Annotated in this window: 18 protein-coding genes; 11 read left to right on the plus strand and 7 right to left on the minus strand. The window is 51.8% G+C overall.

Annotation, left to right across the window (positions count from 1 at the left end):
* Position 1: 1 nt before the first annotated feature.
* The 6 genes from BQ7483_RS16985 to efp form a co-directional block, all read right to left on the minus strand.
* Positions 2–2,257, minus strand: a complete 2,256-nt coding sequence (locus BQ7483_RS16985) for a GH92 family glycosyl hydrolase (protein ID WP_083535777.1) — start codon at positions 2,255–2,257, stop codon at positions 2–4.
* Positions 2,258–2,668: 411 nt separating this feature from the next.
* Positions 2,669–4,297, minus strand: a complete 1,629-nt coding sequence (locus BQ7483_RS16990) for a RagB/SusD family nutrient uptake outer membrane protein (protein ID WP_022019837.1) — start codon at positions 4,295–4,297, stop codon at positions 2,669–2,671.
* Between the two features lie 23 nt (positions 4,298–4,320).
* Complete coding sequence (locus BQ7483_RS16995) at positions 4,321–7,314, minus strand: SusC/RagA family TonB-linked outer membrane protein (RefSeq protein WP_072546699.1); 2,994 nt, start codon at positions 7,312–7,314, stop codon at positions 4,321–4,323.
* A 482-nt stretch (positions 7,315–7,796) separates the two neighbouring features.
* Positions 7,797–8,483, minus strand: a complete 687-nt coding sequence (gene radC, locus BQ7483_RS17000) for a RadC family protein (RefSeq protein ID WP_072546700.1) — start codon at positions 8,481–8,483, stop codon at positions 7,797–7,799.
* Between the two features lie 88 nt (positions 8,484–8,571).
* Positions 8,572–9,561: a glycosyltransferase family 2 protein gene (locus tag BQ7483_RS17005; RefSeq protein ID WP_072546701.1), complete on the minus strand. Its 990-nt coding sequence runs from the start codon at positions 9,559–9,561 to the stop codon at positions 8,572–8,574.
* 410 nt (positions 9,562–9,971) lie between these two features.
* A complete protein-coding gene (gene efp / locus BQ7483_RS17010; protein ID WP_022019843.1) occupies positions 9,972–10,538 on the minus strand; it encodes an elongation factor P in 567 nt (188 codons plus the stop codon).
* A gap of 194 nt (positions 10,539–10,732) precedes the next feature.
* Here efp and rpmH point away from each other — a divergent pair, with 194 nt between their 5' ends.
* From rpmH to BQ7483_RS17050, 8 genes are all read left to right on the plus strand, one after another.
* Positions 10,733–10,894 (plus strand): 50S ribosomal protein L34, encoded by a 162-nt coding sequence (gene rpmH, locus BQ7483_RS17015; RefSeq protein WP_004292199.1) that lies wholly within the window; start codon positions 10,733–10,735, stop codon positions 10,892–10,894.
* A 364-nt stretch (positions 10,895–11,258) separates the two neighbouring features.
* Positions 11,259–11,918: a PASTA domain-containing protein gene (locus BQ7483_RS17020; protein ID WP_072546702.1), complete on the plus strand. Its 660-nt coding sequence runs from the start codon at positions 11,259–11,261 to the stop codon at positions 11,916–11,918.
* Between the two features lie 9 nt (positions 11,919–11,927).
* The gene (locus BQ7483_RS17025) at positions 11,928–13,004 is read left to right on the plus strand and encodes an RluA family pseudouridine synthase (protein WP_407657236.1); all 1,077 of its coding nucleotides are present in this window, start codon (positions 11,928–11,930) and stop codon (positions 13,002–13,004) included.
* A complete protein-coding gene (locus BQ7483_RS17030; RefSeq protein ID WP_072546704.1) occupies positions 13,001–13,975 on the plus strand; it encodes a D-alanine--D-alanine ligase in 975 nt (324 codons plus the stop codon). Before BQ7483_RS17025 ends, BQ7483_RS17030 begins: the two co-directional genes overlap by 4 nt.
* A 12-nt stretch (positions 13,976–13,987) precedes the next feature.
* Entirely contained in the window at positions 13,988–15,133 is a 1,146-nt protein-coding gene (locus tag BQ7483_RS17035; RefSeq protein WP_072546705.1) for an acyltransferase, read from the plus strand.
* The gene (locus tag BQ7483_RS17040) at positions 15,130–15,813 is read left to right on the plus strand and encodes a NigD1/NigD2 family lipoprotein (protein ID WP_072546706.1); all 684 of its coding nucleotides are present in this window, start codon (positions 15,130–15,132) and stop codon (positions 15,811–15,813) included. Before BQ7483_RS17035 ends, BQ7483_RS17040 begins: the two co-directional genes overlap by 4 nt.
* 51 nt (positions 15,814–15,864) lie before the next feature.
* Complete coding sequence (locus BQ7483_RS17045; protein ID WP_072546707.1) at positions 15,865–16,251, plus strand: rhodanese-like domain-containing protein; 387 nt, start codon at positions 15,865–15,867, stop codon at positions 16,249–16,251.
* Positions 16,252–16,393: 142 nt separating this feature from the next.
* Complete coding sequence (locus BQ7483_RS17050; RefSeq protein ID WP_072546708.1) at positions 16,394–18,727, plus strand: glycoside hydrolase family 20 protein; 2,334 nt, start codon at positions 16,394–16,396, stop codon at positions 18,725–18,727.
* An 82-nt stretch (positions 18,728–18,809) separates the two neighbouring features.
* Here BQ7483_RS17050 and BQ7483_RS17055 read toward each other — a convergent pair whose 3' ends face one another.
* The gene (locus BQ7483_RS17055) at positions 18,810–19,763 is read right to left on the minus strand and encodes a Rossmann-fold NAD(P)-binding domain-containing protein (RefSeq protein WP_072546709.1); all 954 of its coding nucleotides are present in this window, start codon (positions 19,761–19,763) and stop codon (positions 18,810–18,812) included.
* Between the two features lie 323 nt (positions 19,764–20,086).
* Between BQ7483_RS17055 and BQ7483_RS17065 the strand changes: the two genes are divergently transcribed.
* From BQ7483_RS17065 to BQ7483_RS17075, 3 genes are all read left to right on the plus strand, one after another.
* Positions 20,087–20,590: an RNA polymerase sigma factor gene (locus BQ7483_RS17065; protein ID WP_235847393.1), complete on the plus strand. Its 504-nt coding sequence runs from the start codon at positions 20,087–20,089 to the stop codon at positions 20,588–20,590.
* 84 nt (positions 20,591–20,674) lie between these two features.
* Positions 20,675–21,868, plus strand: a complete 1,194-nt coding sequence (locus BQ7483_RS17070; protein ID WP_072546712.1) for a FecR domain-containing protein — start codon at positions 20,675–20,677, stop codon at positions 21,866–21,868.
* A gap of 245 nt (positions 21,869–22,113) precedes the next feature.
* Positions 22,114–25,323, plus strand: coding sequence for a TonB-dependent receptor (locus BQ7483_RS17075; protein WP_235847394.1), 3,210 nt, complete (start codon positions 22,114–22,116; stop codon positions 25,321–25,323).
* Positions 25,324–25,343 lie beyond the last annotated feature (20 nt).

Below are 25,343 nucleotides of genomic sequence, written 5' to 3' on the forward strand. Positions count from 1 at the left end.
TTTATTTTTCAGGTTTGAACATTTCCTTTCCCCATTCCGAGGGTTTCTTTCCCATTTTCAGTACCAGCGTACCGCCCGCCGTCAGGTCCTTGTGGCGCAGGGTGGAGTAGGGATAGTCCTGCCCGTTCAGTGTGGCACTCTGGATGTAGCGGTTCTTCTCCGAAAGTCCTTCGGCCACGATACGGAAGTCATGTCCGCCCTCCAGATGCAGGGTGGTGGTGCGCAGCAGCGGCGTGTTGATGAGGTAGTAGTCCTGTCCCGCATTGGGGTAGAGGCCCATCATGTGGAAAGCCAGCCACGACGACATGGCTCCCGAGTCATCGTTGCCCGGCAGCCCTACTGGACCGTCGTTGTAACTCTCTTCCACGATGGTGTGGATGCGGTCACTGCTCCGCCAGGGCTTGCCCAGCCAGTGGTAGAGGCAGGGTGTGAGGAACGAAGGCTCGTTGTTCACGTTGTAGTACTTACGGATGAAGAACGTGTCCAGCCGCTGTTCGAAGGCTTGCGGGCCTCCGCATTTGGCAATCAGTCCCGGCACGTCGTGCGGGATGCTCAACGAGTATTCCCACGAGGAGGCTTCATAGAAGAACATGCTCCACCAGGGTGTGTACCAGGGCCCTTCGAAAGTCATGGGCGTGTAGACGTATTTGAGCTGCATCACGCGGCTGTGGCCGTAGGGCAGGCTGTCCAGCCATTGCCCGTGGGCGTCGCGCGGCATGATGAACCCCTGTGCTCCGCTGTGCCGGTAGTCGTCACGCCACAGGTTCTTCCAGTTGCCGCTTTGTTTCAGGTAGTGGCGGTAGAGTTCCTCTTTGCCCAGTCCTTTTGCCACGGTGGCGATAGCATAGTCGCAGTAGCTGTATTCCACGGTACGGTTGCCGGCGCGGTCGATACCCCAGGGCACATATCCCAACTCCAGGTATTCGCGCAGTCCACCGCGTCCCTCCGCTTCATGGTTGCCGCCCGGATCTACCGTGGCATCCTTCAGCATGGCCTGCAGGGCCAGTTCGTAGTCAATGCCTTTCAGCCCCTTTACAAAGGCGTCGGCAATGACGATTTCCGCATTCGAGCCGCCTTGCGTACGTCCGTTGCAGTTGCCGCTGCGGGCATCGGGCATGTAGCCGTCGCGTTTGTAGATGTTCACCAGCGAGCGGACGATGCTCACTTCCCTGTCGGGGTCGATGAGGGTGATGAGGGGAGAGGAGGCTCGGTAGGTATCCCAAATGGCGTAGAAGTCGTCGTAGTAGGGTTCCGGGTCGCTCCACAACGGATTCTCTCCGGTGCGGTCTACCGGCATTAGCATGGTGTGGTACAGGCCGGTGTAGAACATCCGTTTGTGGGCCTCGGGGGCTTTTTCGTCTATCTCTATTTTCGAGAAGAGGGCTTCCCATTGGGCCAACAGTCGGTTGTGTACCTCCTCGAACGACCAGTGGGGAATTTCGTTGTGTGCATTGGCTTTGGCCCGCAGACAGCTCAGGAAGGAGATTCCTATTTTAAGCTGCAGCGTATGGCTGTCGCCCTTGAAGCGGAGCAGGGCACCGGTCTTCTGGTGGGAATCATATTGGGTGCGGTCTGTAGTGATGCTGTCGCCTTTCCAGGTGGCCGTTTCACTGAAGGGTTGGTCGGTCTCTGCATAGAAGTACACGGTGTAGGCCCGGCCGTTGTTCCAACCTCCACGGATGCGGGTGTAACCGCATACCTCGTGGTCGGAGAGGATCTGTATTTCGGAACCGACAAACTGCTGTGCCTCGCGTGTATCGGGTATAGGGCTTTCGCCCAGGAAGAAGCCTGCGTCAATGGCCAGCGACTTGTCGGCCTGCGGATAGGTGAAGCGGTAGAACGAGGCCCGTTCGGCAGTCGTTATCTCCGTCCGAATGCCGCTCTGCTGGAAGCGGGTGTCGTAGTAGCCCAGGCGGATGTTTTCGTACTCGCGGTAGTCGATGTGCTGTGTGCGGTCCAGTGCACCGCAGAAGGGTGTTACCAGGATGTTCCCGTACTTGGGGCCGCCGCCCGTTCCGCTGACGTGTACCTGGGCAAAGCCGTCCACCCGTGCAGGCATGGGCAGCCAGCCGCTGTTGGGTGAGGGTGTACAGTCGGGCGAGGGTTTCACCATGCCGAAGGGGCAGGAAGGGCCGATGAATACGCGTCCCAGTCCTTCGGAACCGATGCGCGGATCGACGTATCGGGACAGCGGATAGGAATCTTGTGAAGCCGTCAACTCGGCGGTTGCATGATTGTGCGGTGTTGCTGTGGCCATCCCTGTGTCTGCCAGGCAATATGCCAGCAGGGCGCAGGATAAGGTTCGGAATATTCTCATAATGCTTATGGCTTATTTAATGATGTTTGTTTGTAACGTGATAAAAAGACAAATAGCAGAAACGGGCGGGCTTCTGGAAGAGCCTGCCGGCTGCTGCTATCGGAACGATGACATTATCCTTGTAGGAAGTCGGTGCATGGTTCTGTCTCTGTGAGTCTTTAGAGTGGTAAAATAGAAGCTCCGTGCATTTGCAGAGGTGTGTCAGAATAGAGATGGGTGACTGAATTCCCCCCTCTGGGAAGGGGGGAATGAAAACTTAATGTTTTTTTACACCTCCGGTTACACGGAGCTTCCTTGTTTACTCTAAAAACAATCGCTTGTTTTTACCTTATAAAACCTTATTTTGAGTGATTAGTATCCGGGGTTCTGTGTCCAGTTGGTGTTGGTTTCCATTACACCGGTCGGAATCGGGAAAATACGACGGAACAATTCAGTTTTTGCTGCCGGATTGACGGTGTTCTTATATCCCCAGTCGTCTTCGAAGCGACCGAAGCGGATCAGGTCGTTGCGACGCCAGTTCTCATCGAAGAACTCACGGCCGCGTTCGTCCAAAATATCATCCAGCGTTGGATTCCCTTCGAATGCGGGAGCATTGACATACGCACGAATTTGGTTCAGCAGCGTTTGCGGTGTATCACCATTGGTCGATGCGCCGCCGCGGAGGAGTGCTTCTGCCTTCGTCAAGATGATGTCTGCGTAGCGGAAGATAGGCACATCATTGCTTTGGTTACGTCCATTGAGATAATCGTCATAGGTAGGGAACCATTTGACAGATTTGTATCCTTGTGACCATCCTTCAACGCTTTTACCCGTATTGAGTTGTTCCATGTCAGATTGTGAGTTGGATTTTAAGGTGATTTCTTTGGTAAATACCAGTTGTCCATTGAATCCATTTCCATCGTAAATGTATGGTTCATCACTGATATTACGGTTCTCGTCATAATAGTAAACCGGCCCACCAACAATTGACAGGTTGCGTTCATCGCCAGGCAGTGAAAGCAAGTCTACCACATTGGAATTTACCGCAAACATACCGCCTACTGATGCATTTAGTTTGAAGCCGTAGAACGAAAGGTCTGGACCATTCATTTGACGCCAAGTGCGGAAACGGGCATATGTCATTCCTTGAGCTGTAATACGGTCGTAAGGCATTGCATAAATGAAATCTTTGATATGGGAACCGTTTTCCGGCCAGAATTTTTCGCGATATCCGTCGCTCAGGTCAAAGGGCCCTTGCTGCATAATTTCATCACAGATGGCGATGCATTCATCCAGTTTTTTATTTTCGACTGTATTAGGGTCATAAGTCGCTACATCTGCACAAGAATAGACACCCCAGTTGATGTACAGCTTGGCAAGCAATGCTTTTGCCATCCAATAGTTTGGCTTGCCGTAGGTGCTTGCATTGTTCTCTTGGGTTAGGTTGGGAAGTGCTTTCAATAAGTCTTGTTCAATGAAGGCAGCTACCTCCGGACGAGGAGAACGGTCTATAGCTTCGTCGTCATCCAACAGGTGGTCCAGGATGGGGGTTGCTCCGAACATATCCATCAGAATAAAGTGATAGAAGGCACGCATGGCTAGTGCTGGAGCTGCAGCCGGAGCATCTTCACCGCCGAAGTCGACGATGGCTCTGTTGCAGTTTGTAATACCTGCTGTAATGTCTCCATACCAATCAACGCAGTGCGTGTCAGGAGTAACTTTGTGTAGTGACGGAAGTGCATAATCGCCGTTGTCGTAATAGTCGCCGTCGAACGAGATTCCGGTAAATTCATCGCTCGAAAATTCACAAGCCTCATTATAACGGCGGCCTAATGCAGCACGAAATGAATAGTAAACATTTGCCATTTTGGCTTCAATCGCAATCTCCGAGTCAGGATATTCTGTATATTGCGACGTTATATCCACATCAAGATCGGTACAGCCGGTAGTTGCCGTGGCCAATAGTCCGATTGATACAAGTAATTTAGATATCTTTTTCATATTTGTTTCAGTTTATCAGTTAATTAGAAGTTAACATTCAGTCCCAGCATAAATGTGCGGGTACGCGGATAGAATGAATTTCGCCAGTCAACACCCGGTTCTACACCGCCTAAGCTGACTTCGGGGTCGGTACCTTTATAGCCGGTAATTGTGAAGACGTTGTTGCAAGTAGCGGTCAACTTCAGGTTGTTGATCCAGTTTCCCAGTCTGCCGAAGTCGTAACTCAAGCTCAGGGTGGACAGACGTAGGTAGCTGCCGTTTTCGATATAGCGGTCAGACGGTGCTTGCGCGTTGACATCTTTAGGCATGTTCCGTTCCAGAATTTCTTTCAAACCGTTCTTGCCTTGTCCCAAGTTTGTTACGTTGTTGTACTGGGCACGTGTTGCGTTGAAAATCTTATTTCCGAACGTACCTTGGAAGAATGCCGTCAATGTCCAATCCTTATAATTCAGTGTGTTGTTCCAGCCCAAATTCAGCTTGGGTTGTGCGGAACCTTCTATTTTTACACGGTCGCCTTCGTTCGGAGTAGTGGTAGTACCCACGTAATTACCGTTTTCATCATAGTCTGAGAATACGGAAACACCGTCTGCGTTATAGCCTTCCCAATGATAGGTATAGAATGTACCGATAGGTTCACCTTCCATGATGCGCTGAATGGAGTTCGTACCTGAGAAACCGCCGATGTTGGGGTTCGCTTTGTTGATATAATCTACCGAATATGTATCATTGGAGATTTTCTCTACCACGTTCTTGTTATGAGACAAGTTCAATGTGGTGCTCCATTGGAAGTCTTTGGTCTTTACTGGAATAGCGTTGATGCTGACTTCAATACCTTTGTTGCTGATGTCGCCGACATTGGCATACATGGTTCCGAACGGATATCTGTTGGTTGAAACTGCATAGTCCAGAATCAAGTCGGAAGTCTGCTTGCTATAATATTCTACAGTTGCGCCCAAGCGGCCTCCAAGAACGGAGAAGTCAATGCCGACATTAAACATGGAGGTTGTTTCCCATTTCAAATCGGGATTGTTGTTTCTTAAGGCGCCAATTGTATGGTATTGGTTGCCGTCTGTATACTGGAACCAACCAGTTCCTCCATAGACCATTCTTGAAAAATACGGGTCAAATCCCAAAGAGTTACCACTGATACCATAACCAGCGCGCAGCTTCAAGTCATCAAATCCCCAGTCTTGGGCAAAATCTTCTTCAGAGATACGCCATGCTGCAGAGAAGGAGGGGAAGGTTGCCCAACGGTTGTTTTCACCGAAAGCGGAAGAACCATCTCGGCGGATAGTAGCCTGCAACAAATATTTGCTGTTGAAGCTATAGTTGACACGTCCATAGAATGAAATCATACGCAGTGTGTTTTCGGCAGACGACCAAACACCGTTCATCCCGTCTATCTTGTTGGCAAGTCCCATGTTCTTGTAGCCGGTTTCATCGTTATAGAAGTCATAGACGGTCAGACCATAACCATCGGCTTTCGTTGTTTCTTCCCAGGAATAACCCAACATGACTCCCAGTTTGTGAACATCGTTGAAAGTCTTGTCATAGTTCAAGTATGTTTCAAATACCTTTCTGTAGTCCTGGGTTGTACGGCGATGGGCCTGTCCGTTGTCTTTTACGGTTGTCAGTTGTGATTTGCTGGTGTGATATTCATCCCACAAGAACTGTTCGTTCTGATAAGACAACATGGCGTTCCATTTCAGTCCGTCGATGATGTCCAGTTCGGCCTTGGCTGTACCCTGTAGTTTCTTGGTGGTATGCTTGTACGTATCTTCGTTGATCAAAGACATCGGGTTGTAGTTCTGCGAAACGCCTTCATAGATGCTCCAGTTTCCTTCAGCGTCGCGTACAGGTACCAACGGAGAATAATAGTTCATGGCATCATATACACTGGTGTTGTCGCCGCCGGTTTCTACGGAATAATTGTTCGTGATGCTGGCATTCAAGTTCATGGACAATGTCAGACGGTCGTTCAATGCTTTGGTCTGTACAAAAGCGCGTCCAATCAGGCGATCCATGTCTGTACCCTTGATGACACCTTGTCTGTCCATATAGTTGATACTGGCGTTGTAGGTTGTGCTTTCCGAACCTCCACTGATGGATACGTTGTGGTTGTGGGTGAAGGCGGTGCGCTGTACTTCTTTCTGCCAATCCGTGCTAGCTCCGAAGTCATTGCCGAGGGTCAGGTTATGCTGTTGTGCATAGGCGCGCAGTTCAGAAGCCGACAGCATGTCGAGATTCTTCATTACATTGTCTATGGCTACATATGCATTGTAGTTTACCGTTGCTTTGCCAGCTTTTCCTTTTTTGGTAGTAACGATGATCACACCGTTGGCTGCCTTTGAACCGTAGATGGCTGTTGCGGTAGCGTCGCGGAGTACGTCGATGCTCTCAATGTCTTCAGGTGCAACTAACGCCAAAGATACACCTGGCACACCGTCTACTACGTAATAGGGTTCCATTGCTTCGCCGCCACGCAGAGAAGAAGCACCACGTAGCGTGATGGATGAAGTTCCTCCGTTGGGGTCGCTGCTTTGAGTGATAGTCAAACCGGGAACTTTACCTTGCAGCAGCTGGGCAGGGTCTGTATAAGTTCCTACATTCAGCTTGTCTGATTTGACTGTTGTGATAGAGCTGGTCACATCCTTGCGGCTCATGCTACCGTAACCGATGACTACGACTTCGTCCAAAGCCTGCAGGTCTTCCTGCAGCGTTACATTGATGGTACTCTTGTTGACTGTTATCTCCTGCGTCGTGAAACCGATGTAAGAGAACTGAAGGGTCTTGCCCTTTTCTACATTAATGATGTATTTTCCGTCTACATCCGTGATGCTTCCGTTGGTTGTGCCCTTTTCAAGGACGTTTACGCCGGGAAGCGGCATACCGGTCTTGTCTTTCACTGTACCGGTCACTCTGTTTTGTGCAAATGCTAAGGTACTGCTTAGCAGGAACATCACAAAGACTACGCTTTGCAATAATGTCCACCTCTTTTTTGATTGTACATTCAGCATAAAATTAGATTTTTAGTTTGGTGAATTATTATTTGTCTGTACACTATAGTTGGTTATAATGTTCTTCTTTAGATTTCGCGGTGCAAAGGTATCGGGGAAATGTTACATCTGTGTGACAGACTTGTTACATAGTTTTTATATCTTTTTGATAATCAATGTGTTATTTATAGTATTGGTAATCCTTTACAGCCTTCTCCGGGAGGAGCATCGTGCAAAGGGGCTGGCAGGTGGGGATAGCCGCTCGTCCGTTCGGATATCCGCTTGCGGGTAGTGTAGTTCATACTTGCTTTCATAGACTTTTCAGGTTTTTGGGCAAATCTACACTCTTTATCAGTTTCATGGGGGGAATTCTGTACAAAACAGGTGTAATATAGTAAACGGGATTCTCCCCTTCGGAGAGGGTGATTAATTAATTGTCTGAAATACACTTATTTGCCTGAGATGCAACAGGTGGAAAATAAAAAACTTTTTTTAAGTCCTTGTTACAGATTGCCTTCGTCGTTGAAGCTGTAGTAGTGTCCGTCGGTCACGATGAGGTGGTCTACGAGACGGATGTTCATGGTCTGTGCGGCACGTTGAACGACCTGCGTCAGCCGGAGGTCGTCGTTGCTGGGTCGTACGTTGCCCGACGGATGGTTGTGTACCAGGGCAATCTGTGTGGCCCGCTGGAGGAGGGCTTCGCGCAGGATGGCCCGCACGTCGGCCGTGGTCTGGTCAATGCCGCCGCGGCTGATGCGGACCTTGTCTATCACCTTACCTGCCTGGTTGAGTAGCAGGACCCAGAATTCTTCGGTGGGCAGGTCGCGCAGCAGGGGATGGAAGAGACGGTAGATATCGGTGGAGGCCCGGACGGCCGGTCGTTCGCCCGGTGTCTGGAGGTTGCGGCGTTTGCCCAGTTCGAGGGCAGCCATGACGGTGATGCTTTTGGCGGGTCCCATGCCTTTGAAGCGGGCGAAGTCGCGCACTTCCCACTTGGCCAGCCGGTTCAGGTCGTTGCCGCAGGCGGAGAGAATACGTTGCATCAGGGCCACGGCACTCTCGTCCGTATTGCCCGAGCCGATCAGGATGCCCAGCAGCTCGGCGTCGGTCAGGGCTTCGGCTCCCTTCTGCATCATCTTTTCACGCGGGCGGTCGGCTTCGGCCAGTTGCTTGATGGTGAGTTTGTCCATGGTGATAGTGGTTAGTGGTTAACGGTTAGTGGTTAGTGGTTAATGGGGGATACTCACCGCTCACCGTTAACCACTCACCGCTTCTTTTTCATTTATAAAAGTTCTTTTTGAATGCTTCAAATTCTCCTTTCCGGCAAACGCAGCGGTTCCACCAGGCGCGCCAGAAGCCGGTGCCGTAACCGATGAGCTGGATGTAGGCGGCGGCAATGGAGTAGAGGCCGATGCGGAGGCTGTGGTTCTGCACGGCCGAGTCGGTGCACACCAGCAGGGCATAGAGCACGAGAGGCAGCAGGGCGTAGGGACAGAACAGGGCTCCGACGAGCAGCACCGCCGTGCCCAGCGTGAACAGGGCGGGCAGGAGATGGACCAGCTTCAGCGATTCGGGGTACTTCTTGTAGAGGTTGATGCGGGCGATGCCCGAATTGTGTACCTGCTTGAAGAACTTCTTCAGGTCCGTACGCCGCTTGTGGTACACCCACGCATCGGGGAAGAGGCGGCAGCGGTATCCGCCCTTGAAGATGCGGATACTGAAGTCGATGTCCTCGCCGAAGCGCATCTTCGAAAATCCGCCCAGGGCCAGGTAGACTTCGCGGCGGACGCCCATGTTGAAGCTGCGGGGGTAGAACTTGTCCATCTTTTTCTTGCCGCCGCGGATGCCGCCGGTGGTGAAGAACGAGGTCATGGAGTAGTTGATGGCCTTCTGGATGTCGCTGAACGACGGGTGTGCCCGGTCGGGGCCTCCGAAGGCGTCGGCGGGTGCCGTCTGGAGTTCCTTTTCGACGGCAGCCAGATAGTCCGGGGGCAGGATGCAGTCGGAGTCCAGTATGATGAGGTATTCCCCCCGGCTGCGTTCGGCACCGTAGTTGCGCGTCTGTCCGGGGCCGGAGTTGGGCTTGGCGTAGTAGTGCAGGTCCAGCCGGTCGCTGTATCGTTTGGCTACGTCGCGGCAGGGGACCGACGACCCGTCTTCCACCACCAGCACTTCAAAATCGCGGAACGTCAGGGTCGTGAGGCTTTGCAGCAGTTCGTCCACCTCGTCGGGGCGGTTGTACACGGGGATGATGAATGAGTATTTCATAGGTTTGTCTGACTTTTCGTAAGAATGCCTGCTCCCGGGGGAGCCGTTGTACAAAAGTAGGAAAAATATTCGGTTCCGCCCGAGGTTCCGGGGAAGAGTTTGCACATGTACCATTCTTTTTTCTTCGAGCGGTGAGAATTTCCTTTACAAACTGGAAACGGTGCAGGATGAGTCCCGGAGGGAGGTACCATGAGTATAGGACTCATGTACCATCTGTATACGACTCATGGTACTTGAGTCCTATACTCATGGTATCTGTTTTTATGGGTGCTGATAATCAGACGGTTGCAGAATAATAGATGCTTGTGTATAAATGCTTACAAAGGATCGTGTTGCCGGAAATAAAAAATGAGACTGCCTCAAAAATGAAGAAGCAGTCTCATGGGGAAAACGGATGTCCCGTTCCTTCTTTATGCCTTCACGCGTCCTACGTAAGAACCGTCGCGCGTGTCGATTTCGATGGTTTCGCCTTCGTTGATGAAGAGGGGTACGCGGACAGTGGCACCCGATTCAACGGTGGCGGGCTTCAGCGTGTTGGTTGCCGTATCGCCTTTCAGGCCTGGTTCGGTATAGGTAACCTTCTGCTGTACCTTGATGGGCATGTCGGCATAGAGCACGGTTTCGGTAGAAGCATCCGATACGACGTCCACTACCTGGCCTTCGAGCAGGAAGTCCACACCGTTGATCAGGTCGTGGGCGATGGGAATCTGGTCGAATGTTTCCTGGTTCATGAACATGTAGTCGTCACCTTCCTTGTAGAGGAACTGGTAGGGGCGGCGTTCTACGCGTACGTCTTCCAGCTTTTCACCGATGTTGAAGCGGCGTTCCAGTACGTAGCCGTTCACTACGTCTTTCAGTTTGGTACGCATGAAGGTATTGCCTTTTCCCGGTTTTACATGCAGGAAGTCGATGCAGAAATACAGCTTGCCGTCCATACGGATGCAAGTTCCGATTTTAATGTCTTGGGCATTAATCATAACTTTCTTCTTTTATATATTATATGTTATTAATGAGTACTTTCCTTGCGAAATGCGGTGCAAAATTAATGCAATTCGGTAAAAAACACAAAAACTTTTGAGAGAAAATGAGTTATCTCTTGGTTTATTTGAAAAAACTCCCTATTTTTGCAGCCCGAATTCGTGAGAATAATAACGTAAAACAAGATACAGCAATGAAAAGAACATTCCAACCCTCTAACAGAAAGAGAAAAAACAAACACGGTTTCCGTGAGAGAATGGCTACAGCCAATGGCCGCAGAGTATTGGCAGCACGTCGCGCCAAAGGTCGCAAGAAACTGACCGTTTCCGACGAATACAACGGCGTGAAGGCATAAGCATCTTCTCGTAGAAAGAAAAAATAAGAAGACCGCAAAAGTCAGATAGCTTCTGTCTTTTGCGGTTTTTCTTTTGTGCTTGCAGTTGGGGCTGCATCGTGGTGGGGAGGGCTGGCGTTCCGTCATCCCGTATTTATCCCGTTACCCTGCACTTCGTAGTCATCCCGCACTTGATGCGGGATCCAGTACACACAAACAAAAGTCATGGCATGGATCCCGGCTCAAGGCCGGGATGACGTAGTATTTACCTTTATTTTCATTTTTGGATAAGACAGGCTGCACCTCGGAAGTAAAAGCAAAATCATGGCTTTTGCTTTGTACTTCTCTCGGTTTGCACTATCTTTGTCGCAATAAATGAAGGATTATGACTATAAAAGAATTTTTCTCGTTCCGGCAGAACCGCTTTTTCTGGGTAAACATCATTGCGATGGTCGTGGTGATGGTTGTGGTGATATTCGGCGTGCTGAAGGCTTTGGATGTCTATACCCGCCACGGCGAAGCGGTGGTGGTGCCCGATGTCAAGGGGCTGGACCTGGCGGATGCGCAGAAAATGTTTGCCGACCGTGGACTGACGGCGGTAGTGGCCGACTCCAGCTATGTGAAAAACCAGCCTGCGGGATGTGTGCTCGACTATAATCCCGTGGCCGGACAGCGGGTCAAGGAAGGACGGACGGTCTACTTGACCATCAATACGCTGAGCACCCCGTTGCAGGAAGTGCCCGATGTGGCCGACAACAGTTCGGTCCGCCAGGCTGAAGCCCGTTTGCTGGCTGCCGGTTTCCGGCTGACGAACAACGACTCCATTCCCGGCGAGAAGGACTGGGTGTACGAGGTGAGATACAGAGGACAGGTGTTGAGGCTGGGCGACAAGGTGCCGACGGGGGCCACGCTCACGCTGGTTATCGGGAACGGTAAGGAGGCTCCCCAGCCCGACGAGACACTGGGTACGGACTCGCTGGGCAACCCGCAGACCGAATCTACGCAGACCGACGAACAGATGCTGGAAGAAGAAGACTGGTTTTGACGGCCTATGATGGAAGAAGACATTGACATAATAGACGATATAGAGAACGATTGCCCGGACGACGTGGAGCCGGTGGGCGACGAGGCCCAGCTCTACGAACACTTCCGCGTGGTGGTGGACAAGGGGCAGGAGATGATGCGCGTGGACAAGTATCTCTTCGACCGCATCACCAACTCCTCGCGCAACCGCATCCAGAAGGCGGCCGACGCGGGCTTTGTCATGGCCAACGGCAAGCCCGTGAAAAGCAGCTACAAGGTAAAGCCGTTCGATGTGATAACGGTGATGATGGACCGCCCCCGCTACGACAACGAAGTGGTGCCCGAAGACATCCCGCTGAACGTGGTCTATGAGGACGACTACGTGATGGTGGTCAACAAACCCGCCGGACTGGTGGTGCATCCGGGCCATGGCAACTGGCATGGCACGCTGGTGAACGCCATCGCGTGGCACCTGAAGGACACCAAGGGCTACGATGCCAACGACCCGCACCTGGGGCTGGTGCACCGCATCGACAAGGATACCTCCGGCCTGCTGGTCATTGCCAAGACGGCTGACGCCAAGACCAACCTGGGCTGGCAGTTCTTCCACAAGACGACCAAGCGCCGCTACCGGGCCCTGGTGTGGGGCAACGTGGAGCAGGACGAGGGAACGATTGTGGGCAACATCGGCCGCAATCCCAAGGACCGCCTCCAGATGGCTGTCCTGCCCGAGGGCGAAGGCAAGCATGCCGTGACCCACTATCGCGTGCTGGAGCGTTTCGGCTACGTCACGCTCGTCGAGTGCATCCTCGAGACGGGGCGCACGCACCAGATACGCGTGCACATGAAACACATCGGCCACGTGCTCTTCAACGACGAACGCTACGGCGGCCACGAAATCCTGAAAGGTACACATTTTGCCAAATACAAACAATTTGTAAACAACTGCTTTGACATCTGCCCGCGTCAGGCGCTCCACGCCATGACGCTGGGCTTTGTCCATCCCGTCACCGGTGAGGAAATGTACTTCACTTCCGAACTGCCCGACGACATGACGAACCTCATCGGCAAATGGAGAAGCTACATCAGTAACAGAGAATTGGAATGAAACGCACGATTGCCATTGTTGCCGGAGGCGATACCTCCGAGTATGAAGTTTCCCTGCGCAGCGCACAAGGGATTTACTCCTTCATCGACAAGGAGAAATATACATTATATATAGTAGGCATGCACGGTCTTGACTGGCATGTGCGGCTCGACGACGGACGCACGCTGCCCGTGGATCGCAATGACTTCAGCTTCCAGCTGGACGGGCAGAAGGTGAAGTTCGACTTTGCCTACATCACCATCCACGGTACGCCGGGCGAGGACGGACGCCTGCAGGGCTACTTCGACATGCTCCGCATCCCGTACTCCTGTTGTGGCGTGCTGGCGGCGGCGCTTACGTATGACAAGTTTGCCTGCAACCAGTACCTGCATGCCTATGGCGTGCGCATTGCTGAGTCGCTCCTTTTGCGTCAGGGACAGACCATTACCGATGACAAAGTGGTGGAGAAGATCGGCCTGCCCTGCTTCATCAAGCCCAGCCTGGGAGGCTCCAGCTTCGGCGTGACCAAGGTGAAGACACGCGAACAGATACAGCCCGCCATTGCCAAGGCTTTCGACGAAGCGCAGGAAGTGGTGGTGGAAGCCTTTATGGACGGCATCGAGCTGACCTGCGGTTGCTACAAGACGCGCGACAAGTCGGTGGTCTTCCCCATCACCGAAGTGGTGAGTCACAACGAATACTTCGACTACAAGGCGAAGTACAACGGCGAGTCCGACGAAATTACGCCCGCCCGCATCCCCGACGAACTGGCCGACCGGGTGAAGAAGCTGACTTCGGCCATCTATGACATCCTGGGGGCACAGGGCATTATCCGTGTGGACTACATCGTCACCGAAGGCAGCAAAATCAATCTGCTGGAGGTGAACACGACCCCCGGCATGACGGCTACCAGCTTCATTCCCCAGCAGGTGCGTGCGGCCGGCCTGGACATCAAGGATGTGATGACAGACATTATAGAAAACAAGTTTTAACCACGAATCGCTATGTACGACGAATTTGATGAAATCCGCCCTTACCACGACGAAGAGCTTCCCGGGGTGTATGAAGAGCTGATTGCCGACCCCGCTTTCAGGCAGGTGGCCATGGCTGCCTTTCCCGGTGTGCCTTTCGAAATGCTGGCCGCCAAGATGCGCAGTTGCCGGACGAAGCTGGAATTCCAGAAGGCTTTCGGCTATGTGATATTGAAGAAGATCATGCAGGAGGCTTCGGACGGGGTGACGCTGGACAATGAGCTGGCCGACAAGGCAGGGGCCTATACCTATATCTCCAACCACCGTGACATCATTCTCGATTCAGGGTTCCTTTCCGTATTGTTGGTGGACAATGGAGGCGATACGGTGGAGATAGCCATCGGCGACAACCTGCTCATCTATCCCTGGATCAAGAAGCTGGTACGCATCAACAAGTCGTTCATTGTGCAGCGGGGGCTTCCCATGCGTCAGATGCTCGAATCGTCGGCCCGCATGTCGCGTTACATGCACTACACCATCGGCGAGAAGCGGCAGTCCATCTGGATAGCCCAGCGCGAAGGCCGTGCCAAGGACTCCGACGACCGTACGCAGGACAGTGTGCTGAAGATGCTGGCCATCGGCGGGGAGGGCGATGTGGTGGACCGGCTGATGCAGATGAACATCGCTCCACTTTCCATCTCCTATGAATTTGATCCCTGTGACTTCCTCAAGGCTTGGGAATTCCAGTTGAAGCGCGACCATCCCGACTATAAGAAGTCTACGGCCGACGACCTGAAGAACATGCAGACAGGACTGTTGGGCTACAAGGGACGGGTACATTTCCACATTGCCCCGTGCATCAACGACCGGCTGGCTGTTATGGACCGCAAGATGCCCCGTCAGGAACTATTCAGTCATGTCTCCGCCCTGATTGACCGGGAAATTCATCGGGGCTATCGGTTGTATCCGTGCAACTATGTGGCGGCCGACCTGCTGGCCGGGACCTATGTGTATGCCGGACATTATACCGAGGAAGATCGGTGGAAATTCCTGTCTTATCTGGAGGAACGGATAGAACATATTCAGTTGGCAAACAAGGATGAATCCTTCCTGCGCACGAAGATACTGGAGATGTATGCCAATCCGTTGAAGAACCACTTGAAGGCGATGGAGGCATGAGGAAGGGAAGAAAATACGGTCTGTGGATGTGGGTGTGGATAACGGTCGGTCTGCTGCTGTCGGCCTGCGGGGAGGATGCCTATCACTATCCGTCCGTCAGGCTGGAATTTCTGACGGCCTATTCGGATGCGGAAGGATGGCTGGACCGGGTGGTGGCCGATGACGGAAAGGAATATCCGGTATGGACCGACGACTCCGGTTTGCAGACCCGTCCCGACTCGCTGGTACGCATCATCAGCAATTACGAGGTGGTGCAGGCCGAGGGGACGGAAGGGGTACGCCTGTATGCCGTGTCGGCGGCTATTGCTCCTGTACCCTTGCCTGCCGACAAGTTTGCCGATGGCGTAAAGACCGACCCCGTGGATGTGCTGAGCATCTGGTTGGGGCGCAATTACCTGAATCTGATGCTCGAAGTCAAGGCCCAGCACGCCCGGCATCAATTCCATTTCGTGGAGAACCGGGTGACGGTCGATACCGAAGCCCGCCGTTCGTCGGTGGAACTGACCCTGTATCACGACGATGGAGGCGATACGCAGGCCTATACCCAGCGGGCCTATTGCTCCGTGCCCCTGGCGGGATATGCCGTGGAGGGAGTGGATGTTGTGGAGTTGGACTTCCATGTACATACCTATTCGGGCGAAGTAAGTACCTATCATTTTGAATATATTCCAATCTTATAAATATCTGCCGGACATCTTGCGCCTGCAGACCGTATAAAAGCGATTTTTATCATGAAAACTTTGTTTGCATCCATTTGTCTGTTGTTCTCCTCTTTCTTCTCCTGCCAGCAAAAGGGAGGAAGTTTTGAATCCCTGTCTGTCGGCGATTTTGCCGATGTCATCAGCGATCCGGATGTCCAGCGTCTGGACGTGCGTACGGTGGCCGAATACTCCGAAGGGCATATCCCCGGCAGTGTGAACGTCAATGTGCTGGACGAATCGTTTGCTGCTGTGGCCGACTCTGTATTGCAGCCTTCCCGGCCGGTGGCCCTCTATTGCCGCAGTGGCAAGCGGAGCAAGAAGGCCGCCCGCATATTGAGTGAAAAGGGCTTCAAGGTTTATGAACTGTCCACGGGCTTTAACGGCTGGGTGGAAGCCGGACAGACGGTTGAGAAATAGTGCTGCCGTCGTCGTTTCTTGTTCTGGAAAATGTTTTTTCGCAGTATTTGTCCCTGATGCTTGTTTGTCCCGATTTTTTTCCTTATCTTGACGCGGAAAATACCTGTTGTCAGGTCGTCATTAATTTTTAAGTTTATTGAATATGCGAATTTTATCAAATGTCAGTTGGGGGAGTCTGGCAGTGGCCGGATGGCTGTTGGCTTCCTGTGCGGGTAAGGCACCCGTGGTAGCCGATTATGAAATCGTTCCCATTCCCAGGGAAATTGCGGTGGAGCAGGAGAAGCCTTTCCTGTTGAAAGAAGGTATGGCGATTCATTATACGCCTGATAACGAACGGATGCGCCGGAATGCCGAGTTCCTGGCTTCCTACGTGGAGCGGCAGACGGGAATCCGTCTGGAAGTGAAAGAGGGCGGTGAAGAAGGAAAAGGTATCCTGCTGACGCTGGGACTGGAAGCCGACAACCCGGAAGCCTATACGCTGGAGGTGAATCAGGACCGGGTGACGATTGCTGCGCCGACGGAGGCCGGTGTGTTCTATGGCATCCAGACGTTGCGCAAGTCCGTCGGTGTGGCCGAAGGTGGCGCTGTGGAACTGCCGGCTGTACAGATAACGGACGAACCGCGCTTTAGCTATCGGGGAATGATGCTGGACGTGAGCCGTCACTTCTTTTCCGTGGACGATGTCAAGACCTATATCGACATGCTGGCTCTGCATAACATCAACCGTCTTCACTGGCATCTCTCCGATGACCAGGGTTGGCGTATCGAAATCAAGAAATATCCGAAGCTGACCGAGATTGCTTCGCAGCGCAAGGAAACGGTCATCGGACGCAATGGCGGCAAATACGACGGAAAGCCTTACGGTGGCTTCTATACCCAGGAGCAGGCGAAGGAAATCGTGGCTTATGCCGCCGAGCGCTATATCACGGTCATTCCGGAGATTGATCTGCCCGGACACATGCAGGCGGCTTTGACGGCTTATCCTGAACTGGGCTGTACGGGCGGACCGTATGAAGTATGGACGCAGTGGGGCGTTTCGGAGAATGTGCTGTGCGCCGGCAATGACAAGACCATCCAGTTTGTCAAGGATGTACTGGCCGAAATCGTGGAAATATTCCCCTCCGAATACATCCATGTGGGAGGTGACGAGTGTCCCAAGACGGTATGGGCGAAGTGCCCCAAGTGCCAGGCCCGCATCAAGGCGTTGGGCTTGAAGAGCGACAGCCGGCATACCAAGGAAGAACGTTTGCAGAGTTATGTCATCCACGAAGCCGAAGCCTTCCTTGCCACGAAGGGACGGAAGATGATCGGTTGGGATGAAACGCTGGAAGGCGGCCTTGCCCCCGGGGCTACGGTCATGTCGTGGCGCGGCGAAGGTGGAGGCATTGAGGCGGCCAAGCAGGGGCACGATGTGGTGATGACCCCGAATACTTACCTGTATTTTGACTACTACCAGTCGAAAGATACGGATACCGAACCGCTGGCCATCGGAGGATACCTGCCGATGGAACGTGTCTATAGCTATGAACCCATGCCCAAGGCGCTGTCGGACGAAGAGCAGAAGCACATCATTGGTGTACAGGCCAACCTGTGGACCGAATACATTCCGGACCTGAAGCAGATACAATACATGGTATTGCCACGCATGGCAGCGCTGTGCGAGGTACAGTGGAGCCTGTCCGGGCAGAAGGATTACGAATCGTTCCTGAAGCGGGTAAGCCGTCTGGTGGACATCTATCAGAAGAATGGATGGAACTATGCCACCCATATATTCGATGTGCGGCTTGAACTGAAACCCAATACGGAAACCGGTACCCTTGATGTGACTGCCGGTACAATTGACAATGCTCCTGTTTATTATACATTGGACGGCAGTGAGCCTACCAGTGCTTCGCAACTCTATACGGAAGTGTTGAAGATTGACAAGCCTTGTACGCTTCGTACCGTGGCTATCCGTCCTTCTGGTAAGTCGAAGGTGACAACTGATGAAATCAGCTTCAGCAAGTCGTCGATGAAGCCGATAACCATGCTGCAGCCCATCAACAAGCAATACGAGTTTACCGGCGCTACGGTGCTGGTGGACGGCATGACGGGCAACATGAACTATAAGACGGGGCGCTGGATTGCCTTCTACAAAAACGATATGGAAGCCGTGATCGACCTGAAGGAACCGACGGAAATCTCTTCGATGACACTGCATACTTGTGTGGAGAAGGGTGACTGGATCTTTGATGCCCGTGGCATTACGGTATCGGTTTCGGATGACAACCAGACGTTCAAGGAAGTGGCTTCCGAATCCTATCCGGCGATGAAGGCTGATGATCCCAATCAGATTTACACCCACAAGTTGCAATTCGATCCTGTAAAGACGCGCTACGTCAAGGTGAAGGCGCTTTCCGAGCATGAGATTCCGGCATGGCATGGCGGCAAGGGAAATCCGGGTTTCCTGTTTGTGGATGAGATTATTTTGGAATAGGAGAATAGATTCCCATGATATGAAAAAAGAGCGTATGCCCGTCTGGAGCACACGCTCTTTTTGTTAGTTGAAAGCCAAAATCCTACAGGCTTTCCAGCATGCGTTTCAATACAACCGTTGCCGAAATTTCACGGTTGGCAGCCTCGGGAATGACGATGCTTTGCGGACTTTCGATGACATCGTCCGTCACAATCATGTTGCGGCGTACAGGCAGGCAATGCATGAAGTAGGCGTTGTTGGTGACAGCCATCTGGCGGTCGCTTACCGTCCAGGCACGGTCTTTGCTCAGAATCTGGCCGTAATTGTCGCCGGTATAGGCGGCCCAGTTCTTGGCGTAAACGAAGTCGGCACCTTCGAAAGCTTTCATCTGGTCGTATTCCACGCGGGCATTACCTACGAATTTCGGATCGAGTTCGTAGCCTTCGGGATGAGTGATGACGAACTCATAATCTGTAGCGTTCATCCATTCAGCGAATGAATTGGGTACGGCCTGTGGAAGAGGGCGCGGATGGGGAGCCCACGTCATGACCACTTTCGGACGGTCCTTCTTCTTGTATTCTTCGATGGTGATGAGGTCGGCGAAACTCTGTAACGGATGACGGGTAGCGGCTTCCATCGAGAATACGGGTCGGCCTGAGTATTGGATGAACTGGTTGAGGATAACCTCGTTATAATCGTACTCCTTGTTTTCGAAGCGTGCGAAGGAGCGTACGCCGATGATGTCGCAATAGCAGCCCATGACGGGAATGGCTTCCAGCAGGTGTTCGGGCTTGTCTCCGTCCATGATGACGCCCCGTTCGGTTTCCAGCTTCCAAGCTCCTTGGTTGATGTCGAGCACGATGACATTCATTCCCAGATTCAGCGCGGCTTTCTGTGTACTCAGTCGCGTGCGCAGGCTGGAGTTGAAGAATATCATCATCAGTGTCTTGTTGCGGCCCAGTTCTACATATTTGAACCGGTCTTTTTTGATTTCGAATGCTTCGGCGAGTGCAGTTTTCAGGTTTCCGATGTCCTGCACGCAGGTAAAGTTTCTCATAACTTACTTCTTTTTAGGATGTTTATTGGTAGCAAAGATAGTGAAAGGCGAGAGCAGAGACAAATGAAAAACAAAGTTTTTCAGTTTGGCTATGCCGAGCCGCCTCCTGTCTTGTTCAAAGATAATCTGATCCAAGAGCAGAAGGGTACAATTTTTCCGATTTTTTTTGCAGTGAAACTTCTTATCTTGTTCAAATCCATATAAAGACGAAAAAATTTTGTAAGTTTGCCAAATGTTCCGGCGGAGGCCAGTTTTATATGCCGTTTTTCCCTGCCGGTGTAGAAATTTATTAAGTATCCGAAATGCATAGTAATAATAATCATATGGATGAGCGTTCCCTCCGACGCCTTTTTGAAGCATATTCCGATGATTTGCTTTACTATGCGCAGTATCTGCTCCATTCCAAGGAGGAGGCGGAGGAAATCGTGAGCGATGTTTTCTTTGAGGTCTGGCAGAATCGGGAAAAATTCTCGGAGATCAGGCAGGAGAAGTTATGGCTGTTGAGAGTCACTCACAACAAGGCCGTATCTTTGCTGCGTAAAAAGGGAAATGATCCTTATTCCGTTTCCTGGGAAGAGATAGAGGATTACGGTACTCCTGTCGATTTGCAGACTCCCGATACCCGGCTGATCAGTCGGGAGGAGATGAGTCGCATCAACCGGGTGATTGCCCAGTTGCCTCCCCGGTGCCGTCAGGTGTTTGTCCTGGCCAAGATCGAACGGCTTCCCTATAAGGAAATTGCAGATTTTTTAGGCATTTCGGTAAAAACGATTAATGTCCACGTAGCCAAGGCTTTGGAGGCCATTTCTTCGGCCTTGAAAAAATAACTTTGAATTTTATTTGAAAAAAAAACGAAGACGCAATAGGAGATTCTTGCCAAAATTGCGTCTTGATTAATATATTGTGAAAAGATGAACGACGACAAAAAGAAATATAATAATAGGTATGAAAAGTTAGCGGCCTTTCTGGACGAACCAAAGCGTTCGGACGAGGAGGAGCCGTTTTCTTCGGATGAGGAGGCCCGCAAGCTCTTGTATCTGTGGAATGAATGCCATCCGGCCGGAGCGGATGCTGAGAAGGTTTGGAAAAAGATTCTTCAACGGATTGGGCAGGTGGAACAACAGCAGACTGGGCGCAGAAGACGTCTTGTTCCCGTATGGGGATGGGCAGCTGCAGCTTCCGTTGTTCTGTTGATAGGTGCGGCTTTGTTCTGGAGGACGAATACGGAGACTGGAATGGATGAACGCACCAGAATGGAGCAGATGATGTTGGCTCATGCCGATACGAGTGGAGTGGAAGAAGTGACACTGGTCGTTTCGGACGAGAAAAAGATCGAGCTGGCCAATAACTCGAAGGTTGCCTATGATGCATCGGGGCAGGTAAGTGTCAATTCTACCCGTTTGTCTGAGACCGTTGCACAGCAACAGGAAAGTCAGGAGGCTGCTGCCCGCGAAAGCGAAACGGTGGAATACAATCAGCTGATTGTACCGAAGGGGAGGCGCTCGATGGTCGTGCTGGCCGACAACAGCAAGATGTGGGTCAATTCCGGCAGTAAGGTGATTTATCCGCGTACCTTTACCGGAGAGCGACGGGAAATTTTTGTGGAAGGTGAAGTCTATCTGCAGGTGACCCGTGACGAGACCCGCCCGTTTGTTGTCAATACTTCCGCGCTGGATGTCGAGGTGCTGGGCACGTCGTTCAATGTGTCGGCCTACCGCGGAGACGCTCATGCATCGGTAGTGCTGGTAGAAGGCGCGGTGGATGTGAAGGATAGAGCAGACCGTCATGTCAGGATGCAGCCCAACGAACGGGTGCAGCTGGATGATGCCGGTGACTTGCAGAAGGAGACCGTCCATGCGTTGGACTATATCCATTGGGTAGACGGCGTGTGGGTGTTGAACGGTAAACCGCTGAAGGAGGTGCTGGACTATCTGAGCGAATACTACGGAAAACGGATTGTTTGCAATCCGGCCGTGGCGGATGAACTGTTTTACGGCAAGTTGTTCTTGAATGAAGAACTGGATAAAGTGTTGGAATCCATCCGACGGACGCTACCGGAGGAACTGCAAGTTTCGCAGGAAACGCTGGGCATTGCCGTCGAATGAGAAGACTTGAATATTAATCTTAAATTGATATACCGATGACGTAAAGAAAGCATGTGTATGAACCTAAAAAAAGTCGGACAATACTCCCAATATTGCCCGACCGGAAAGTGATTTTAATTATCCCAATTATTAGTAACCAAAATCAGTACGAAAGTATGAAAAAGAAAACGACTTTTGGTCGGATGAAGGGCTTTTTTTTACCTCTTTATCTATTAATTAGTGTTTTTTTAGTAACAGAAGGAGCCTTGTTCCCCCTTCGTGCCGCTGATACGGGCGGAAGTAACGGACAAGCAGTACAAACGACCTTGACGGTGAAGGAACTGTTCAACTACATTGAAAAGAACAGCAATTTCGTCATTCTTTATTCTAAAGGTCTTTTGTCTGAACTGAACAGGAAGGTTTCCATCAATACGAATGGAAAAAATGCCGAAGAAATCTTGCGCGAACTGGCTGCTGCAGCCAATCTGGAATTCAAGATCAGCGACCGTCAGGTGACGGTGACAAAAAAGGCTCCGGTTGTACAGCAGCAGGGCAGCACCATCAAGGTGACCGGACAGGTTTTTGACGAGAACGGCGAGACCATTCCGGGTGCCAATGTAACCGTCAAGGGGAATACTTCCATCGGAACAGTGACCGATATCGACGGTAACTTTACGCTGAGCGTACCCAAAGGTACGACGCTGGTGGTTTCCTTCATCGGATATGCCAGCCACGAGATTGTGGTGAAGGATGCCAATAAGGTAACCGTAAACCTGGCACCGGATGCTGAGGCATTGGACGAAGTGGTGGTAGTAGGTTACGGTATGCAGCGTAAGAGCTCCATCACCGGTTCTATCTCGTCCATCAAGGCCGACAAGCTGAAAGATATCACGACTCCGAGTGTTGCCAATATGCTGCAGGGCAAGGTGGCCGGTGCAGTGGTTGCCCCCACTTCCGGTCGTCCGGGCGAGGGTGTGAGCATCCGTGTGCGTGGTATCGGTTCAATTCGCGGTAACGTGGAACCCTTGTGGGTCATCGACGGTGTGGTCGGTGCCTCTTCCGCAGACCTGAACCCCAACGACATTGAAACCATCTCAATCTTGAAGGACGGTTCGGCGACTGCCCTCTATGGATCTCGTGGTGCCAACGGCGTTATCCAGGTGACTACCAAGCGTGCCGCTACCGGTACGTCGCAGGTTGATTTGTCCGCCAAGTTCGGTGTGTCGCAGTTGCAGAAGGGTAATCTGGAAATGATGACGGGTGCCGAGTATTACGATTATGTATATACAGCCTACAAGAATGCCGGTACACTGGATTCACAAGGTTGGTTGCAGCCTTATCTGCGTGACCGCAATTTCGATTGGTGGGACCTGGCTACACAAAATGCCTTGACCCAGAACTACAACATCGGTTACCGTTACGGTAACGACAAGATCCGGTCGTATGTTTCCGGTGACTACTATACGGAAGAAGGTACCATCAAGGGTTTTGATTACGACCGCTTCACGTTCCGTTCGAATACCGATTATATTGTGAATGACCGCCTGACGTTGAAGGCCAAAGTGGCTGCCAGCTATAAGGAAACGTTCAATCAGGAATACTCCTTGGCCCATACCAGCTATACGCCGTGGGATACGCCGTGGGATTCGCAGGGTAACCTGAAGGATGGTACGCAAGGCGTGCCGACAGCCGACGCTGCTCCGACTGCCAATCCTGATGACTACTGGTATTCGGACGGTGGTTCGAACTTCCTGTATGACCGTGATTTGAGTTGGTCCAAGAGCCGCAACAACGGTATTGACCTGGGTGTGGGCTTTGATTTCAAGATTATCGATGGTTTGACTTTCGAGTCCAACAACCGCATCGGCTTTACCAACAACTACTCCAGCTCCTACGTGGATCCGAACAGCCGTTCGGGTGCAGGTACCAGCGGATCGTATTATGACGGCGAGTCCAATACACGCTCCATCTATACCAGCCAGTTACTGCGTTTCCTGAAGACTTTTGGTGAGAAGCATGAAATCAATGCCTATTTGGGTTATGACTACGATGAGTACCGCTATTATGACTTGTCGGCCACTGCCTATAAGATTTTCCAGGGTGCCGAGATTATCAACGCCGGTGCGGATGACCCCGACGCCAGCGGTACCAAATCGGAATCCAAGAATGCTGCCGTTTACTTGAATGTCAATTATTCGTTCGACAACAAGTATCTGATTCAGGGTATGATCCGTCGCGACGGTTCTTCGAAGTTCGGTAGCGACAAGCGTTGGGCTACTTTCTGGTCGGTAGGTGCCGGTTGGAACATGCACAAGGAAGACTTTATCAGCCAGTTCGAGTGGATCAACGAATTGAAGCCTCGTGTTTCTTACGGTATCAGCGGTAACCAGCCGGGTGGCGCTTACGAATGGGCTACCATTTTCGGTTACACTTCTCAATATGCCAACGAGATTGCTTTCTTGTCCAACTATCAGGGTAACCCCGACTTGTCTTGGGAAGAGACGGCCAACTTCGATGCCGGTGTGGACATCCGCCTGTTCGATCGCGTGAACATCACGTTCGATTATTATTTGAAGAAAGTGAAGAACCTGATTTACCTGCGTCACCTGCCTGCTGTGACGGGATTCAACCGTCAGACGGCCAACAACGGAAAGATGGAAAACTCGGGTGTGGAACTGACCATTACTCCTGAAATCATCAAGACGAAAGACTGGTACTGGGACATCAGCTTCAACATGGGCTATAACCGCAATGAGGTGACCTACATGCCGGATGGAGATGACTTGACGATGCAGGCAGTCGCTGTGGGCTATCCGTACATGAACTGGTATATGAAGGAATGGGCCGGTGTGGATACCATGACCGGAACACCGCTGTGGTTCAAGGTTGATTCGACCACCGGTGAAAAGACTGTGACCAGCAATTACAATGAAGCTACCAACGTGTTGCTGGACGCTTCTCCTACACCGAAAGTGAATGGTGGTCTGAGCACCAACCTCAGTTGGAAAGGCCTGTCGCTGAATGCCAACTTTACCTTCAGCGCCGGAGCCAAGATTTACAACGGCATGCGTGCCGGTGCGCTCGACCGTGATGCAGAACGTCCTTCGCAGCCTGCCATGAAGCTGGCCGACGGCTGGAGCCGTTGGGAGAAGCCGGGCGACATTGCCACTCATCCGCAGCTGATAGCCGGTGGTAATAACAAGTCTTCCAATACCTCTACCCGTTACCTGGAGAATGGAGACTACTTTAAGCTGAAAACCTTGACGTTGGCATACAGCCTTCCCAAGAAGTGGCTGAAGCCCATGAAGATTACGGGAGCCAATATCAGCCTGACGGGCGAAAACCTGTTCACTGTTACCAAGTTCTCCGGCCAGGATCCCGAAATCCTGTTGTCTTCTAATTACAACGGAAGTGCCAGCAGTTTCGGCTATCCTACCGTAAGACGTTTCACCGTAGGGTTGAGTGTTAATTTCTAAGTAATGATAACCAATAAAGA

The sequence above is a fragment of the Mediterranea massiliensis genome (assembly GCF_900128475.1).
Lineage (GTDB): Bacteria > Bacteroidota > Bacteroidia > Bacteroidales > Bacteroidaceae > Bacteroides > Bacteroides massiliensis_E.